Annotated in this window: 14 protein-coding genes and 1 tRNA gene; 8 read left to right on the forward strand and 7 right to left on the reverse strand. The window is 69.2% G+C overall.

Going from position 1 to position 16,106, the window contains the following annotated elements; translation table 11 throughout:
* Positions 1-120: 120 nt before the first annotated feature.
* On the reverse strand, positions 121-780 hold the full coding sequence (locus D2K64_RS00850) for a carbonic anhydrase (protein WP_238383931.1): 660 nt from the start codon (positions 778-780) through the stop codon (positions 121-123).
* Positions 781-874: 94 nt separating this feature from the next.
* Positions 875-1,981, reverse strand: coding sequence for an imelysin family protein (locus D2K64_RS00855; protein ID WP_120005720.1), 1,107 nt, complete (start codon positions 1,979-1,981; stop codon positions 875-877).
* Positions 1,982-2,206: 225 nt separating this feature from the next.
* On the opposite strand from D2K64_RS00855, the gene D2K64_RS00860 reads away from it, so the two are divergent.
* Together D2K64_RS00860 and D2K64_RS00865 are read left to right on the forward strand one after the other, a co-directional pair.
* Positions 2,207-4,417 carry a TonB-dependent receptor gene (locus D2K64_RS00860; protein WP_238383932.1) on the forward strand — a complete coding sequence of 737 codons (2,211 nt, stop codon included), beginning with the start codon at positions 2,207-2,209 and terminating at the stop codon, positions 4,415-4,417.
* Positions 4,418-4,422: 5 nt separating this feature from the next.
* Positions 4,423-5,106 (forward strand): Fe2+-dependent dioxygenase, encoded by a 684-nt coding sequence (locus D2K64_RS00865; protein WP_120005724.1) that lies wholly within the window; start codon positions 4,423-4,425, stop codon positions 5,104-5,106.
* A gap of 411 nt (positions 5,107-5,517) precedes the next feature.
* Here D2K64_RS00865 and D2K64_RS00875 read toward each other — a convergent pair whose 3' ends face one another.
* The gene (locus D2K64_RS00875; RefSeq protein WP_120005728.1) at positions 5,518-5,757 is read right to left on the reverse strand and encodes a YMGG-like glycine zipper-containing protein; all 240 of its coding nucleotides are present in this window, start codon (positions 5,755-5,757) and stop codon (positions 5,518-5,520) included.
* Between the two features lie 177 nt (positions 5,758-5,934).
* Between D2K64_RS00875 and D2K64_RS00880 the strand changes: the two genes are divergently transcribed.
* The 6 genes from D2K64_RS00880 (at position 5,935) to D2K64_RS00905 (ending at position 11,619) form a co-directional block, all read left to right on the forward strand.
* Positions 5,935-6,978, forward strand: a complete 1,044-nt coding sequence (locus D2K64_RS00880; protein WP_120005730.1) for a rod shape-determining protein — start codon at positions 5,935-5,937, stop codon at positions 6,976-6,978.
* A 55-nt stretch (positions 6,979-7,033) separates the two neighbouring features.
* Positions 7,034-7,897, forward strand: a complete 864-nt coding sequence (gene mreC, locus D2K64_RS00885; protein ID WP_120005732.1) for a rod shape-determining protein MreC — start codon at positions 7,034-7,036, stop codon at positions 7,895-7,897.
* An 8-nt stretch (positions 7,898-7,905) separates the two neighbouring features.
* Positions 7,906-8,439 carry a rod shape-determining protein MreD gene (gene mreD, locus D2K64_RS00890; RefSeq protein WP_120005734.1) on the forward strand — a complete coding sequence of 178 codons (534 nt, stop codon included), beginning with the start codon at positions 7,906-7,908 and terminating at the stop codon, positions 8,437-8,439.
* 1 nt (position 8,440) lies between these two features.
* The gene (gene mrdA, locus D2K64_RS00895) at positions 8,441-10,312 is read left to right on the forward strand and encodes a penicillin-binding protein 2 (RefSeq protein ID WP_120005736.1); all 1,872 of its coding nucleotides are present in this window, start codon (positions 8,441-8,443) and stop codon (positions 10,310-10,312) included.
* Positions 10,309-11,457 (forward strand): rod shape-determining protein RodA, encoded by a 1,149-nt coding sequence (gene rodA / locus D2K64_RS00900; RefSeq protein ID WP_120005738.1) that lies wholly within the window; start codon positions 10,309-10,311, stop codon positions 11,455-11,457. The genes mrdA and rodA overlap by 4 nt, the downstream gene beginning before the upstream one ends.
* Before the next feature lie 86 nt (positions 11,458-11,543).
* Positions 11,544-11,619, forward strand: a tRNA-Lys gene (locus D2K64_RS00905).
* 48 nt (positions 11,620-11,667) lie between these two features.
* Here D2K64_RS00905 and D2K64_RS00910 read toward each other — a convergent pair.
* The 4 genes from D2K64_RS00910 to D2K64_RS00925 all read right to left on the reverse strand — a co-directional run bounded on the left by D2K64_RS00910 (position 11,668) and on the right by D2K64_RS00925 (position 16,059).
* Positions 11,668-11,886, reverse strand: coding sequence for a hypothetical protein (locus D2K64_RS00910; RefSeq protein WP_120005740.1), 219 nt, complete (start codon positions 11,884-11,886; stop codon positions 11,668-11,670).
* A 176-nt stretch (positions 11,887-12,062) separates the two neighbouring features.
* Complete coding sequence (locus D2K64_RS00915) at positions 12,063-13,646, reverse strand: 2-isopropylmalate synthase (RefSeq protein WP_120005742.1); 1,584 nt, start codon at positions 13,644-13,646, stop codon at positions 12,063-12,065.
* 262 nt (positions 13,647-13,908) lie between these two features.
* Entirely contained in the window at positions 13,909-14,832 is a 924-nt protein-coding gene (gene puuE, locus D2K64_RS00920; protein WP_120005744.1) for an allantoinase PuuE, read from the reverse strand.
* Positions 14,833-14,886: 54 nt separating this feature from the next.
* A complete protein-coding gene (locus D2K64_RS00925; protein WP_120005746.1) occupies positions 14,887-16,059 on the reverse strand; it encodes a zinc-binding metallopeptidase family protein in 1,173 nt (390 codons plus the stop codon).
* Positions 16,060-16,106 lie beyond the last annotated feature (47 nt).

Consider the following 16,106-nt stretch of genomic DNA (forward strand, 5'->3'; position numbering starts at 1 on the left):
GATCGCGCAACGTCGATCGGATCCGACGGTTGCACAGCCACGGTCAAGCTGGCAATCGGCTTCGCCTTCGCCGTCCGCTGACGGATCAGAGCCCGCGCATGCGGCGGAATCATGGCCGATTCAGGCGATGGGCGTGAACTGCCCATCCACCAGCCGCGACCAGAGACCGGTGCGGATGTCGAAGGAGCCGCCATGCAGCGTCAGGCTGCCGGAGGCGATCCGCTCCGCCACGAAGGGAAAGGTCAGCAGGTTCCGCAGCGACAGCTTCACTGTTTCCAGCTCGCATTGCGCCTGGGCCTCCTCGGCCTCAACCGGGGTGCAGGCCAGGGTGCGGCGCCGCGCCTCGGCAGCGATGCCGGTCATCCACGGCTGCACGAAGTCACGGGTGCCATCCGGAAAACCGTTCAACAGCGCCCTCACGCCGCCGCACATGGCATGGCCGAGCACAATGATCCGCGGCACCTCCAGCACGCACACGGCGAATTCGATGGCCGCCGACGTGCCGTGGTAATCGCCATCCGGCTTATAGGGCGGCACCAGGTTGGCGACGTTGCGCACGATGAACAATTCGCCCGGCGCCGCGTTGAATACCATGGCCGGGTCCACCCGGCTGTCGGAACAGGCGATCACCAGGGCCCGCGGGCTCTGCCCGTCCCGGGCCAGGGCTTCGAACAGCTTGCGGCGCTCGGGCCAGACCTCGGCGCGGAAGCGCTGATATCCGGCGAACAGGTCTTCGAGGCCGGCCGGGGCCTGCGGGGTCATGCTGGGATGGCTGTTCATCGTCGGGTTTCCGCTCAAGCTCCGCGGGCATCTGGTGGTCCTCTCCTAACGCCTCCATGCTGCGATGCAAAATATTACCACGGCCCGGCCCCACTCAAGGCAGTGGTGCATCGATCGGATCGCCTTGCAACTCGCCGGAGCCAGCTAGGCCCAGGGCCGGCGGCAGTCGCTGGGCCAGCAGGATTCGCAGCCCCGCCGCCTGTCCCTGCAGGCGCTCGGGCACCGTGCGCTGCGCCGGATCCGTGATCGCGTCCTCCAGCACCGGCGGCAGGGCGGCGGCGCTTTGCTGCAGCTCCTCCGCGGCGCGGCGCAGCGTGGCGGCCAGCGAGGCCTCGCCGCCGCCCTCCAGCACCGGGCAGAAGCCCTGCCCCAGCATGGCCGCGGCGGCATCGAGGTTGGCCTGGATCGCACGCCCGGACAGGCGGCTGCGCCAGCATTCCAGCCAGCGCGGCTGGGCTTCCGCGGCCGAGGTGGCCAGCGCGGGGCCGAGCTTGCGATCCGCCACGACGGCCACGGCACCGATCACGATGCGCAGCAATTCCCGCGTCGCATCCTGCGGCGTGGCATAGGGGACGCGCGGCTCGGTCAGCGCCGCGGCATGCGGCGTTTCGCCCCCGGTCCAGCCGCCCAAGAGGTCGCGGCCCAGGGCGGCGAGATTGCCGCCGATCGCCCGCAGCAGCGCGGCACGGTAGCCGGCCCCGGCATCGCCGGCCGCCAGGGCCTCGGCCGCTCCCGGATCGAACAACAGCCGCTCCAGCGCCGGCAGGCCCTGCACGGTGACGGCATTGAGCGCGTTGGAGCGGATTTCCAGCAGGCTGGTATCCCGGTTGGCGATGGCACGCGCCAGATCCCGGCTGACCCGGTCCTGCGGGTCCGGCCAGAACTGGATCCGCGCATGGCGGCTGAACAGGTCCGCCGGTCCGGAGCGAACGGGCTGCACCGCTTCCCAGGCGAGTTGCGTATCGGCGAAGCCCTGCTGCGCCGATGCCAGCGCCGCGGCGTCGCCCGGCGCGCGTGACAGCGCATCGAGCCGGGCCGTGACATTGGCGGTGACGGCGGTGAAACGCCGGTAGCCGGGCAGCAGCACCTGCTCCACCACGGCGCGGTTCAACCCGCGCAGCGCCGTGTCGTCCGGGGCGGCACGGGCGCGGCCGGCCAGCAGAACCGGAAGCAGCAATGTGGCACGGCGGCCGAGGCGCATGGCGGGGTGATCCAGCTGCGGGGCGGCGGGGCCGCCCGAGGAACGCCTGACGCCAGAATGCGGGACGCCGGGTCATCCTTCATCATGGCGCAGGATCGGCGGTGGGAAAACGCCTGGCGGAGCCCAGGCGTCTCGAAGCCGGCCACCGCGCGCCGAATCTGGATTGACCGTGACGGCTCATCGCCCTAGCAAATGCGAATAAGTATCACTTGCGGACGTTTGAACATGACCAGCCAATCCGGGCCGCGTGGGGCCAGCTCGCATGCCGTGGTGGCCGCCGGACTCGCCGCCGGCCTTCCAGGCCTGGCCCTGGCCCAGGGCGGGGCGCCAGCCGCAGGCAGTGGCGTGCTGCTGCTGCCACAGGTGGATGTGGAGGCCGCCGAGCCCGCCAACACCCTGCGCCGCGCCGTGCCGATCGGCCGCCTGCCCGGCTCTGTCCAGGATACCCCGCAAACGGTGAATGTGATCCCGCGCGAGGTGCTGGAGCAGCAGAACGTCACCACGCTGGAACAGGCGCTGCGCAACGTCCCCGGCATCACCATGTCCGCCGGCGAGGGCAATGGCGGCGTCGCCGGCGACCAGTTCCGCATCCGCGGCTTCGCCGCGCAGAACGACATCTACGTCGATGGGCTGCGCGATTTCGGCGCCTACCAGCGCGATGCCTTCACCTATGAGGACGTGTCGGTGCTGAAGGGCCCGTCCGGCTTCGCCCTGGGCGCCGGCGCTGTGGGTGGCGGCATCGCGGTGCAGACGCGCACGCCGCACCTGGGCAATTCCTATGGCGGCACCGCGACCGGCGGCATGGGCCCCTTCGCGCGCGGCGTGCTCGACCTGAACCAGCAGATCGGCGAAACCAGCGCGATCCGGCTGAACCTCATGGGCCAGTCCAGCAAAGTGGTCGGGCGCGAGGATGTCGACAGCAGGCGGTGGGGCATCGCGCCCTCCATCGCCTTCGGCCTCGGCACCGACACCACCTTCTCGCTGCACTACCAGCACTATGAGTACGACAACGCCACCGATGCCGGCGTGCCGATCGTGCGCGTGCCCGGCAGCACCACCGGGCGGCCGATCACCGAGTATGGCGTGCCGCGTGGCACCTGGTACGGGCTCGGCAGCGACCGGGACGAGGTGACGACGGACGTCCTGACCGCGCGGCTGAGCCACACGGTGAATGACTGGCTGACGCTGCAGAACGACACGCGGCTGTCCTTCATCGATCGCGACTTCGCCTACACCACCGCCTCCTGCGATGCGGCCTGTTTCGCTGGGCTGCGGGCAGGCGGGCGGCCCAACGTCACGGTCGGCGCCGGGCCGAGCACGCCCTATCACCAGGAAAGCTGGGCGATCCAGAACGTCGCCACCGCGACGGCGCGTTTCACTACTGGCCCGCTGCGGCACGAACTGGTGGGCGGCATCGACGTATCCTACGAGGATTTCGACCGCACGGGCTATGGCTACGCTTCGGCACGCCCCGCCGTTTCGGTGTTCGGCGGCACCGACAACGTATCCCTGTCCCGCGGCGCGGCGAGCAACAATCGCACCGCCGGCATCACCACCTACGCCGCATTCCTGAACGAGCGGCTGTGGCTGACGCCGGAACTCTCCCTAATCGGTGGCCTGCGCGTTTCCCGCTTCGAGGTGGATTACAACTCCCTCGCCTTCGCTACCGGCGCGGCGGACAGCATCAAGACCGACAGCACCGTGGTCGACCCGCGCGCATCGGTGGTGTGGCAGCCGACGCCCAGCCAGACCTATTACGCGACCTACTCCACCTCCTCGACGCCGCCGGGCTTCCTGTTCACCACCTTCCCCGCCGCCACCCTGAACTATCGGAGCGGCTTCGACCCCGAGCGCAACACGCTGTGGGAGCTGGGCGCGAAGGTGGGCGTGCTGAACAACCGGCTCGGCCTGTATGGCTCGCTCTACCGCATCGACAAAGACAATGCGACGCAGACGGATGATGCCGGCGCGGCGTTCCAGACCAGTGACCAGCAGCGCAACCAGGGCGTCGAGGTCGGCGTCACCGGCAACATCACCCCCGCCTGGATGATCACCGCGAACTATACCGCGATGGATAGCGAGACGCGCGAATCCATCAATCCCGCCAATCTCGGCAAGCGCGTGCAGTACGTGCCGCAGAACGCGGCGTCGCTCTGGACCACCTACGAGGTCAACAAGGACCAGCCCTGGAACCTGACGCTGGGCGGCGGCGTGACGTGGCGCGACAAGGTCTTCACCGATGCCGCAAACACCAACGAGGTGCCGGCGAACCTGGTGTTCGATGCGCTGATCTCTCACCGGATCAACAGCAACCTCCGCCTGCAGGTGAATGGCTATAATCTGGGTGACGCGCTGAACTACGAAGCATTCTTCAATAGCCGCGCCGTTCCCTCCCCCGGGCGCACGGTTCTGGTGTCGCTGGCCGCGGAGTTCTGACCGCCATGCTGGTGCACATCCCGGACCTGCTGACCGCCGACGAGGTGGCCTATTGCCGGCAGGTGCTGGCCGCGGCCGCCTGGGTGGATGGCCGCGTCACCGCCGGCGACCAGTCGGCCCAGGCGAAGCGCAATCTTCAGGTGCCGCAGGATTCACCCCAGGGCCGCGAGTTGAGCGAGCTGGTGCTGCGAGCGTTGGGGCGCAGCGCGCAGTTCGCCACCGCCGCGCTGCCGCTGAAGGTGTTTCCACCTTTGTTCAACCGGTATGACATGGGCATGACGTTTCATGCTCATGTGGACAACGCCATCCGCCCCGTGCCGGGCACCGGCGCGCGCATCCGCACCGATGTCTCTTCCACCCTGTTCCTGACGCCGCCGGATGATTATGACGGCGGCGAGCTGGTGGTGGAGGACACCTATGGCCAGCAGCGGGTGAAGCTGCCGGCCGGCCACATGGTGGTGTACCCCGCGAGCAGCCTGCATCGGGTGGAGCCGGTGACCCGGGGTTCCCGCTGGGCGTCGTTCTTCTGGACGCAGTCCTTGGTCAAGCAGGATGACCGTCGCCGCATGTTGTACGAGATGGACCTGTCGATCCGCCACCTGCGGGCGGATCTGGGCGATGGCCACGCTGGCGTACTGGGAGTGACGGCGGCATACCATAATCTACTGCGCGAATGGGTTGAAATGTAGTCCTGCGTTTCGCGCATGGGGCTATGCATGCGTGCCCGCCGGAGGAGCCGGGCAATGTTGTGCGTTGTGGAACGGCGGCGGAGCCCTCATCTCCCGGCCCGCTCGCCATTCCCGGCGCCAAACTGGACCCCGCCTTTATGATCCGTTCACGGCCTTTGGACATCGGCGGCTGCTTCATGGGCGTCGCCATCGCAGCCCGGGCGCGGCCCGGCTGGATGTTTCGCGCCGTAGCGCAACAAGCCCTTCAGGCTGACGGCCTCAGGTCGGACAACCTTGGGGAACTGGAGCGGCAGGTGCGCCGGGCGGTTCAGTTGTTCCGCGCCGACGGCCGGACACGGGAAGGCCGGGAGCAGGCCAGAGCCGCCTGATCCCGGTTGCCAAGCAAGGCCGCGGCATTCCGCGAGCGGGCGATCAGCGCCAGGCGGGACGGCCGAGATTGACGCTGTCGGGGCCCGTCAGCGCGCCACCTGCGGCACCCGCGGCACCGCCGATCAGGGCTCCGGCGCCGGCATTGCCCGAAAAGGAGCCAATGGCCGCACCCGTGCCGGCGCCCAGCAGGCCGCCCGACGCCGCACGGTCGCCCGTGCTGTAGCCGCAGCCGGTCAGGCCGAGCGCGGCGCTCGCCAGCACGGCCAGGGTGATCTTGCGCATGAGATAAAGCTCCTCAAGCCATTTTCGTGGGGGGATGCTGTGGCCGGAACGCAACCTTGGCGGGAAGGTTTCGGCACGATCAACGATTGCAGCTTGAGCCACCCTTGCCGCAGCGGTAATCCACGGCGCCCTGTCACGCCGGTTCGCGCCGGGTGACTTGCCCGGAAGGTCCGCTGCATGTTCTCCCGCTTGTTCGGCTTCCTCTCGGCCGATATGGCCATCGATCTCGGCACTGCCAACACGCTGGTCTACGTGAAGGGGCGCGGCATCGTGCTCAACGAGCCGTCGGTGGTGGCGATCGCCGACATCAGGGGCCGCAAGCAGGTGCTGGCCGTGGGGGAAGAAGCCAAGATGATGCTGGGCCGCACGCCGGGCAACATCGCCGCCATCCGGCCGCTGCGCGACGGCGTCATCGCCGATTTCGAGGTCGCGGAGGAGATGATCAAGCATTTCATCCGCAAGGTGCACAACCGGCGAGGCTTCGCTTCGCCGATGATCATCGTGTGCGTGCCCTCCGGCTCCACCGCCGTGGAGCGCCGCGCCATTCAGGAGAGTGCCGAATCCGCCGGAGCACGCAAGGTGATGCTGATCGAGGAGCCGATGGCGGCCGCGATCGGTGCCGGCCTGCCGGTAACGGAGCCCTCCGGTTCCATGGTGGTGGACATCGGCGGCGGTACCACGGAGGTCGCGGTGATCAGCCTGGGCGGCATCGTCTACGCACGCTCGGTCCGCGTCGGTGGCGACAAGCTCGACGAGGCGATCATCAGCTACATCCGCCGCCACTTCAACCTGCTGATCGGCGAAAGCACCGCCGAGCGCATCAAGCTGCAGATCGGCGCCGCCGCCTATCCCGGCTATGGCGAGGAAGGCCCGATGGCCGAGGTCAAGGGCCGCGACCTGATGAACGGCGTCCCGCGCGAGGTGGTGGTCAGCCAGCGGCAGGTGGCCGAGGCCATCGCCGAGCCGGTGTCGCAGATCATCGAGGCGGTGAAGGTAGCGCTGGAGAACACGCCGCCCGAACTGGCCGCCGACATCGTCGACAAGGGCATCGTGCTGACCGGCGGCGGCGCCCTGCTGCAGCGGCTCGACGAGGTGCTGCGCGACTCGACCGGCCTGCCGGTCTCGGTGGCGGAGGACCCGCTCGCCTGTGTCGCCCTGGGCACAGGCCGTGCACTCGATGAGATGAAACGGCTGCGCCACGTTCTATCGTCGATGTATTAAGGCCGGGACGTCCTATACTCGCCTCGCCCGCTGATTCCGGGTGGTTGGAGGCTGCGTGATCCGTCTCAGCATTCCGCTGCGGCAGGCTTTGTCCCGCCTTTCCCTGCCGGTCCTGATCGCGGCGGCGCTGGGCATCATGCTGCTCGGCAAGGCGGATACCGCCATGGTTGAGCGCGGCCGAATGGCGCTGGCGGACACGCTGGCGCCGGTCTACGGCCTGATCACCGAGCCGGTGTCGGCGGTGCGCGGCCTGCTGTCCGAACTGGCCGAATGGCGCGACCTGCGGGCGGAGAATGCACGGCTGCGGGACGAGAACGCCCGCCTGCACCGCTGGCAGGCCGCCGCCCTGTCGCTCGGATCGGAGAACGCGCTGCTGCGCCGGCAGCTGGGTTTCCTGCCCGAGGCACCGGCCAGCTTCCACACCGCCCGCGTGGTCGCCGATGCCGGAGGCACCTATGCCCGGGCCGTGCTGCTGGCGGTGCCGCCTGACGTGCCGCTCCGCAAAGGGCAGGTGGCGCTGGATGAGCGCGGCCTGGCCGGTCGGGTCACCGAGGTGGGCAGTCGCTCCGCCCGCGTGCTGCTGGTCACCGACATGAATAGCCGCATCCCGGTGGTGCTGGAACGCAGCCGGGCCCGCGCCATGCTGGCCGGCACCAATGGCCGCCTGCCGCGCCTCGAGCACTACCCGGCCGATGCGCCGCCGCAGGAAGGCGAGCGCGTGGTCACCAGCGCCGAGGCCGGCGTGTTTCCCGCAGGCCTGCCGGTGGGGGTGGTGCGCCGGGGCGCCAACGGCACGCCCGAGGTCGAACTGTTCGCCCGGCTGGACCGGCTGGACATGCTGCGGATCTTCGAGTTCGGCCTGTCCGGCATCCTGCCGCCGGAGGCAGTGGCGCGGCCCGAACCCCGCGCCCGGCGCTGACCCCGACCATGAAGCAGGGCGCCCATCCCCTGTCCGAGTTGCTGAAGCACCTCGATGCCTGGGGGCGCGCCGCCCTGCCCGCCACCGCCACCGCCCTGGCCATGATTCTGGCGGCCGCGCCGGTCGGCCTGCCGAGCGCGGTGCCGGCCCTGCTGCTGTGTTGCCTGTTCTTCTGGTCGGTGTTCCGGCCCGCGGCGCTGCCGCCGCCGCTCTGCGGCCTGCTCGGCCTGCTACAGGACCTGCTGGTGTTCGCGCCGGTCGGCACCGGAGTGCTGATCGCGCTGCTGATGCAGGGTGCCGCCCTGCGGCTGCGCCGCGTCCTGGCGCGGCAGGCCTTCTGGACGGTGTGGCTGGCCTTCGCCGCCTTTGCCCTCGCCGCCACCCTGCTGGGCCACGGATTGCAGGCTGTGCTGACCTGGCGGTTGCCACAGGCTGCTGCGGCGGTGGTGCAGCTTCTGCTCGCGATCGGCTTCTACCCGCCCGTGGCCGCCCTGCTGACCCGCCTGCACCGTTCCATGCAGCGCGCTGAGGATCTCGCCTGAGATGAGCCGACGGGACGAGGAACTCCGCCGCAGCGTGTTCACCCGCCGCGCCCTGTTGCTCGGTGCCGGCCAGCTCGGCTTGTTCGGCTTCCTGGGCTACCGGCTGCAGAAGCTGCAGCTGCAAGAAGGCGAGCGCTATGCCACGCTGGCCGAGGAGAACCGCGTTTCCACCCGTCTCCTGGCGCCGCCCCGCGGCCGCATCCTGGACCGCGCCGGACGCGTGGTCAGTGCCAATGACCTGAACTGGCGGGTGCTGCTGACCGCCGAGCAGGCCGAGGATGTCGGCGCCACCCTCGATACCTTCAGCCACCTCGTGCCGCTCACCGAGGCCGAGCGCGCGCGCATCGCGCGCGAGATCCGCCGCCGTCGCCGCTTCGTGCCCGTGGTGGTGCGCGAGTTCCTGAGCTGGGAGGAGATGGCACGCATCGAGGTCAACGCTCCGGATCTGCCCGGCATCTCGGTGGATGTCGGCACCACCCGTGCCTATGCCTATGCCGAGCACCTGGCGCATGTGGTGGGCTATGTCGCCCCGCCGGCCGAGGCCGACATGAACGAGGACCCGCTGCTGAGCCTGCCCGGCATCCGCGTCGGCCGGGCCGGAGTGGAACGCTTCCACGACCGCGTGCTGCGCGGCCGTGCCGGCACGGTGGAGATGGAGGTCAACGCCGTCGGCCGCGTGATCCGCGAGCTGGACCGGCGCGAGGGCCTCCCCGGCCAGGACGTGCAGATATCTGTGGATGCCGAGCTGCAGAAGGCGGTGCGCGGCCGCATCGGGGACGGCACCAGCGTGGTGGTGCTGGACGCGCAGAACGGAGAAGTGCTGGCTCTGGCCAGCCAGCCTTCCTTCGACCCCAACCTGTTCTCCTCCGGCATCTCGGCGGCGCAATGGCGCGAATGGACCCGCAGCCGCGTGACTCCGCTGATCAACAAGGCCACCACCGGCCTCTATGCCCCCGGCTCCACCTTCAAGATGGTGGTGGGACTGGCGGCGCTGGATGCCAAGACGATGACGCCGACCGAGCGCATCCCCTGCCCAGGCCATTACGACCTGGGCGACACGCGGTTCCACTGCTGGCGCCGCACCGGCCATGGCAGCCTCGACCTGCGCGGTGCGCTGAAGCATTCCTGCGACTGCTATTTTTACGAGGCGGCGCGGCGCACCGGCATCGACCGGATCGCCGCCATGGCGCGCCGCCTCGGCCTCGGCGTGGACCCGGAGATCGACCTGCCGGGCGCCAAGCCGGGCTTCGTGCCGACGCGCGAATGGCGCATCCGCCAGGGCAAGCCCTGGAACCTGGGCGACACGGTGGTGCACGGCATCGGCCAGGGCTTCTACCAGATGACGCCGCTGTCGCTGGCCACCATGACCGCCCGGCTGGCCACCGGACGCGCCGTGCAGCCCCACCTGACGCACAGCGTGGACGGCAGGCCGGTGCGGGGCAACCGCGCCGAGGACTGGCCCAGCCTCGACATTCCCCATCGCGACCTGACGCTGATCCGCGAGGGCATGTGGGCCGTGGTGAACGAGGGCAGCGGCACGGCCAGGGCGGCCGCGCTTCCCGGCCATCTCGGCATCATGGCCGGCAAGACCGGCTCGGTGCAGGTGCGCCGCGTCACCCGCGAGCAGCGCGAGCGCGGCTACCGTGCGGAGGCGATGCCCAGGGAATGGCGGCCGCATGCCCTGTTCGTGGCCTTTGCCCCCTATGACAGCCCGCGCTACGCCATCTCCGTGGTGGTGGAGCATGGCCTGAGCGGCGCCGGCGCCGCCGCCCCGCTGGCGCGCGACATCATGGTGGACGTGATGCACCGCCTGCGCGACGCGCCGCCAGCGCCGCCCGCCCGGCTGGCGGACCGGCAGGGCCCGCGGCCATGACCGTGTTCGAGCGCCGCCTGCTGACCCGGGACCGTGGTTCCGGCCTGTTGGGCAAGCTGTGGCGCGTGCCGTGGGTGCTTGTCCTGTTGCTCTGCGGCGTGGCCGGGGTGGGCTACGTGGCGCTGTATTCCGCCGGCGGCGGCGCGCCGGAGCCCTATGCCGGCCGGCACGCGCTGCGCTTCGCCTTCGGGCTGGTGATGATGCTGGGCATCGCCCTGGTGGACATCCGGGTGATCGCGAAGCTGTCCTGGGCCGGCTACGCGCTGGGCGTGGCGCTGCTGGTGCTGGTGGCACTGCACGGCCAGGTCGGCAAGGGCGCGCAACGCTGGATCGAGATCGGGCCGGTGCAGCTGCAGCCTTCCGAGCTGATGAAGATTATGCTGGTGCTGGCCCTGGCGCATTGGTTCCACCGCGCCAGCTGGAAACGCGCCGGAAACATCCTGTTCCTGATCCCGCCGCTTCTGGCGGTGCTGCTGCCGGTCGGGCTGATCCTGAAGCAGCCCAATCTGGGCACCGGGCTGATCACGCTGATGATCGGCGGCGCCGTCTTCTGGGCCGCCGGGGTTCGCTGGTGGAAGTTCGCCCTGGTGATCGGCGCCGCCGCCGGCATCGCACCGCTGGCCTATGGGCATCTGCACGACTATCAACGGGCGCGGATCGATGTGTTCCTGGACCCCGAAAGCGATCCGCTGGGCAGCGGCTACAACATCATCCAGTCCAAGATCGCGCTCGGCTCCGGCGGCCTCTGGGGCAAGGGCTTTCTGCAGGGCACGCAGGGCCACCTGAACTTCCTGCCGGAAAAGCAGACCGACTTCATCTTTACCATGCTGGCCGAGGAGTTCGGGATGGTCGGCGCCATGGGCACGCTGTTGCTGCTGGCGGCGGTGGTGCTGTTCGCGCTGCTGGTGGCCCTGCGCACCCGGCACCAGTATGGCCGGCTGGTCGCGGTCGGGCTGGGCGTGAATTACTTCCTGTACGTGTTTGTCAACATCGGCATGGTCACCGGCTCCATCCCGGTGGGCGGGGTGCCGCTGCCGTTGATCAGCCATGGCGGCTCGGCGATGCTGACCTCGATGCTGGGCTTCGGATTGATGATGTCCGTCTTCGTGCATCGCGATGCGGAATTTGCGGCCAGCCGGGAATAAGGGGGTTGCGCGACGGTCTGGATCGGTTAAAAGCCCCGCCACGGGCAAGGCGGACACGCCAGACCGGTTGGGAATTCCCCGTTTGGGGGCGCATAGCTCAGTTGGTAGAGCAGCTGACTCTTAATCAGCGGGTCCAAGGTTCGAGCCCTTGTGCGCCCACCATTCCCTTCCCCATCTCAACATCACTGATGCGATGCCTAGGTCGGGTGTTCAATCCGCCAGGGCGCGGGCGATCAGCAAATCCCATTCGGCGGCGCTGATCAGCGCCTCGGTCTTGGCCTGAGCCAGCCCTGAGAAATGCCGGTCGGGCCGGCCATCGAATTCCAGCGTATAGGGCTGCTCCCGGCCGGTGCGGAGACGCAGGCGGATCGGGTAGCCGCTGAGGCACAGCGTCAGGTCGGACGGCTTCTCAATCCAATGATGGGGCATTCTGGCCTCCTTCGCGCGCATGGCCTGCCGGCATCGCGACAATTCCACAACACCACCAAACCGCGGCCCGGCACAAGCCAAGATCGCATCGCGGGACCGGTTGTCACCAGCCCGCAAAGAAGCAGGGCGCCGAAGCGCCCCTGCCCGTTCATCGGACCGGAAGGCCGCCTGCGGCTTCAGCCGGCCTGGGCCATCTCCGGCGGCGCCGTCCGGCCGCGCTTCGCCAGCAGCTTGTTCAAGGCGTGCACATAGGCACGGGCCGAGGCGATGATGGTGTCGGTATCGGCACCCTGCCCGTCCACCAGCTTGCCATCCTCCTCCAGCCGCACCGTGACGCGCGCCTGGGCGTCGGTGCCGCCGGTGACCGACTGCACGGCGAACAGCTTCAGCTCGGCGCGGTGCGGCACCACCTGCTGGATGGCATTGAAGGTGGCATCCACCGCGCCATCGCCGCCGGCTACCGCGTCGCACAGCTCGCCATCGACTTCCAGCGACAGGCTGGCGGCGGGACGAGTTCCGAGCCCGGTGGCCACGGTCAGCGCCACCAGCTTCACCCGGTCCTTGATGCGGACCACCTCGTCATCGACCAGCGCGACGATGTCCTCGTCGTAGACAACCTTCTTGCGGTCGGCGAGATCCTTGAAGCGGCGGAAGGCGTCGTTCAGCTGGTTGTCGCCCAGCGTGTAGCCCAGCGTCGACAGCTTATCGCGGAAGGCGGCGCGGCCGGAATGCTTGCCCAGCACCAGCGAGTTGGTGCTCCAGCCGACGCTTTCCGGCGTCATGATCTCGTAAGTGGCCTTGTCCTTCAGCACACCATCCTGGTGGATGCCGCTCTCATGCGCGAAGGCGTTCCGCCCGACGATCGCCTTGTTGGGCTGCACGTCGAAGCCGGTGATGGTGGCCAGCAGCCGGCTGGTGCGCAGGATGTTCTGGGTGTTGATGCCGGTGGTGAAGGGGATGGCATCCTGGCGCGTGCGCAGCGCCATCGCCACCTCCTCCAGACTGGCATTGCCGGCCCGCTCGCCGATGCCGTTGATGGTGGCCTCCACCTGCCGCGCTCCCGCCTGAATGGAGGCGAGGGTGTTGGCGACCGCCAGGCCCAGATCATCGTGGTTGTGGGCCGAGAAGATCACGCCATCGGCGCCCGGCACCCGCTCCCGCAGCATGGCGAAGATGCGGTGCAGGTCGGCCGGCACGGCATAGCCCACGGTATCGGGGATGTTGATGGTGGTGGCGCCGGCGCGGATCGCCGCCTCGACGCAGCGGCACAGGAAATCGGGATCGGTGCGCGAGCCATCCTCGGCCGACCATTCCACATCGGCTACGTGGTCGCGGGCCAGGGTGACCGATCGGGAGATCGCTTCCAGAACGTCTTCCCGGCTCATGCGCAGCTTGACGCGCATGTGCAGGTCCGAGGTGGACAGAAAGGTATGGATGCGCTGGCGGGCGGCGGGCTTCACCGCTTCGGCGGCGCGCAGGATGTCACCGGGGGCCGATCGGGACAGGCCGCACACCACGGGGCCCTCCTTGGCGAAGCGCTCGGCGATCGAGCGCACGCTCTCGAAATCGCCCTGGCTGGCAATCGGAAAGCCGGCTTCCATCACGTCGACGCCCAGCTCGGCCAGGGCGTCGGCCATGCGCAGCTTCTCCTCCAGGTTCATGGAGAAGCCGGGGGATTGCTCGCCGTCGCGCAGGGTGGTGTCGAACACGATGACGCGGTTGTCGTCGATGGTGCCGAAGCTGGGATGGTTCAGGGCCATGGGCCGTTTCCTTCTTTAAAGCCATGTGACGTGGGCTGCGGGCGCGCCTCGCCCGGGTCATCCCCCTGAGCGAAGCCGGCAAGTCAGCCGGGCGTCACGCCCAGGGGCGGCTAAGTCGAAGAAGAAGGAGGCCGGACAGCGCGCAAGCGCCGGGGCCGGCGGAACGGCCGGTCGGCAGCGGAAGGGCGCGCGGGGTGGCGAACATGGGCGAAACGATAGGCCAGTGGGCGGGCAGCACGCAAGGGGCGCGTCCGCTTGCCGTTCAACGCGGCGGATGCACCGCCAGCCAGTGGCGGGCGATCTGCTCCCGGGTCGCCACCCAAACATCCCGATGCGCCACCACGTGGTCGAGGAAGCGGGCCAGGGCGGCGGCGCGGCCGGGGCGGCCGACCAGCCGGCAATGCAGCCCGACGCTCATCATCTTGGGCGCCGTCCGCCCTTCCTCGCGCAGGAAGTCGAAGGCATCGGTCAGGTGCTGGGTGAAGCCGTCATTGGCGGTGAAGCCGGGCGGCACCGCGAACTTCATGTCGTTGTTGTCGAGCGTGTAGGGGACCACCAGCAGCGGCCTGCCGGCGGCAGTGACGTAATAGGGCAGGTCGTCGTCATAGGCGTCGCTGTCGTACAGGAAGCCGCCATGCTCGGCGACGAGGCGCCGCGTGCGCTCGCTGATGCGGCCGGTGTACCAGCCGACCGGCTTCTTCCCCACCACCCGCCCGATCGTCTCGACGCATTGCGCGATGTGCCGGCGCTCGGTCGCCTCGTCCACGTCCTGGTAGTTGATCCAGCGCCAACCATGGCTGGCCACCTCATGACCGGCGGCGGCGAAGGCGGCGCCGACCTGCGGGTTCAGCTCCAGCGCCCGCCCGACGCCGTAGACGGTGAGCGTCAGGCCACGCTCCGCGAAGAGGCGGAGGATGCGCCACACCCCGGCCCTTGCGCCGTAGTCGAATTGGCTTTCCTTGCCGATGTCGCGCTGGCCGAGCACCGGCGCTCCGCCGGGGGTCTCGTTCAGGTAGATCTCGCTGCCGGCATCGCCGTTCAGCACCGTGTTCTCGCCGCCTTCCTCGTAGTTGAGCACGAAGGACAGGGCGAGCCTGGCGCCGCCCGGCCATTGAGGGTCCGGCGGGTTGGCGCCGTAGCCGGCGAAGTCGCGGGGGTAGCAGCTGTCTGGGGCCAGGATGGTCATGGCAACGAGCGTGGCCAGGGAGTGGCCCGCCCGTCAACGGGCCAGATGCTCCGCTCAGTCCGGCGGAAGACTGTGCACCAGCGCCTGGATGAAGCCGAGCTTCCGCACCACGCCCGGCGACAGCACGAAGGGATACAGGTCCGCGGTGCCCATGCAGCGGTTCAGGCTGTTCACCGCGGCGGTGAGCGGGACCCAGGCCTCCATCAGCTCGTTGATGTCGGTGGAGCGATATGGGTCGAAATCCACCTCCGCCGTGAGTTCGTTGCGACGGTCGGCCGCTGGGTCGATGCCGATGCCGAAGGCCCGCGCCATCTCCATGGTGTCGACGATGTGCAGGTAATGCGCCCAGGTTTCGGCGAAATCCTCCCACGGATGGGCGGTGGCGTAGCTGGACACGAAGTGCTCCTGCCATTCCGGCGGCGGGCCCTCCTTGTAGTGTCGCTGCAGGCCAGCGCCGTAATCCTGCGTGTCGTCGCCGAAGATCTCCCGGCACTGCGCCAGCCTGCCGCCGTCCCGCACCAGGCGGTCCCAGAAGTAATGGCCGGATTCATGCCGGAAATGCCCCAGCAGCGTCCGGTAGGGCTCGCCCATCATGTTGCGCCGCCGCACCCGTTCGACGTCGTCGGCCTCCACCAGCGCCAGGGTGATGAGGCCGTTGTCATGGCCGGTCATCACCTTCTGCGCGGCGTCGGGCGCATCCGCCAGGAAGTCGAAGGCCAGCCCGGCCACGGGGTCCTCCACGCGGCTGCGCAACGGCAGGCCCAGGCGGATGAAGCCATAGAAGGCGCGGCGCTTCGCCACCTCGATCTTGCGCCAGCGCTCCAGGTTCTGCTGGTCCGACAGGTCGGGGATGGTGCGGTTATGGCGGCAGGCCTGGCAGAACTGGTCCGGCGCGTCATCCGGCAGCATCCAGTTGCAGGCCTCGTGCTGGGCATTGGTGCAGAACCGGTAGGTGCGGTCCGGATCGGCCCTCGGGCGCCAGAACTGCGGTGCCGCCTGGGCGCCGACCTCCGGCTGTCCCGAACCATCGGCGCCGGCCGCCTGCCCCTGCGCCGCTTCTTCCGATGCGGTTCCGCCGGACACCACCCCCTCCTCGCCCGCCGCCGGGTTCAGGGCGCTCAGCCGGTTCTTGTTCGGCAGATAGCCCAGCGTGGCACCGCAGCGCATGCATTGCGTGTTCTCGAAGTAGAGAAGCTGTCCACAGACCTCGCAATTGAACAGGCGCATCGTGACGCTTCCTTGGGGCTGCTGCTGCGGTGCAATGCTGCGCCGGG

This window comes from Teichococcus vastitatis, assembly GCF_003604215.1.
GTDB classification, from domain to species: domain Bacteria; phylum Pseudomonadota; class Alphaproteobacteria; order Acetobacterales; family Acetobacteraceae; genus Pseudoroseomonas; species Pseudoroseomonas vastitatis.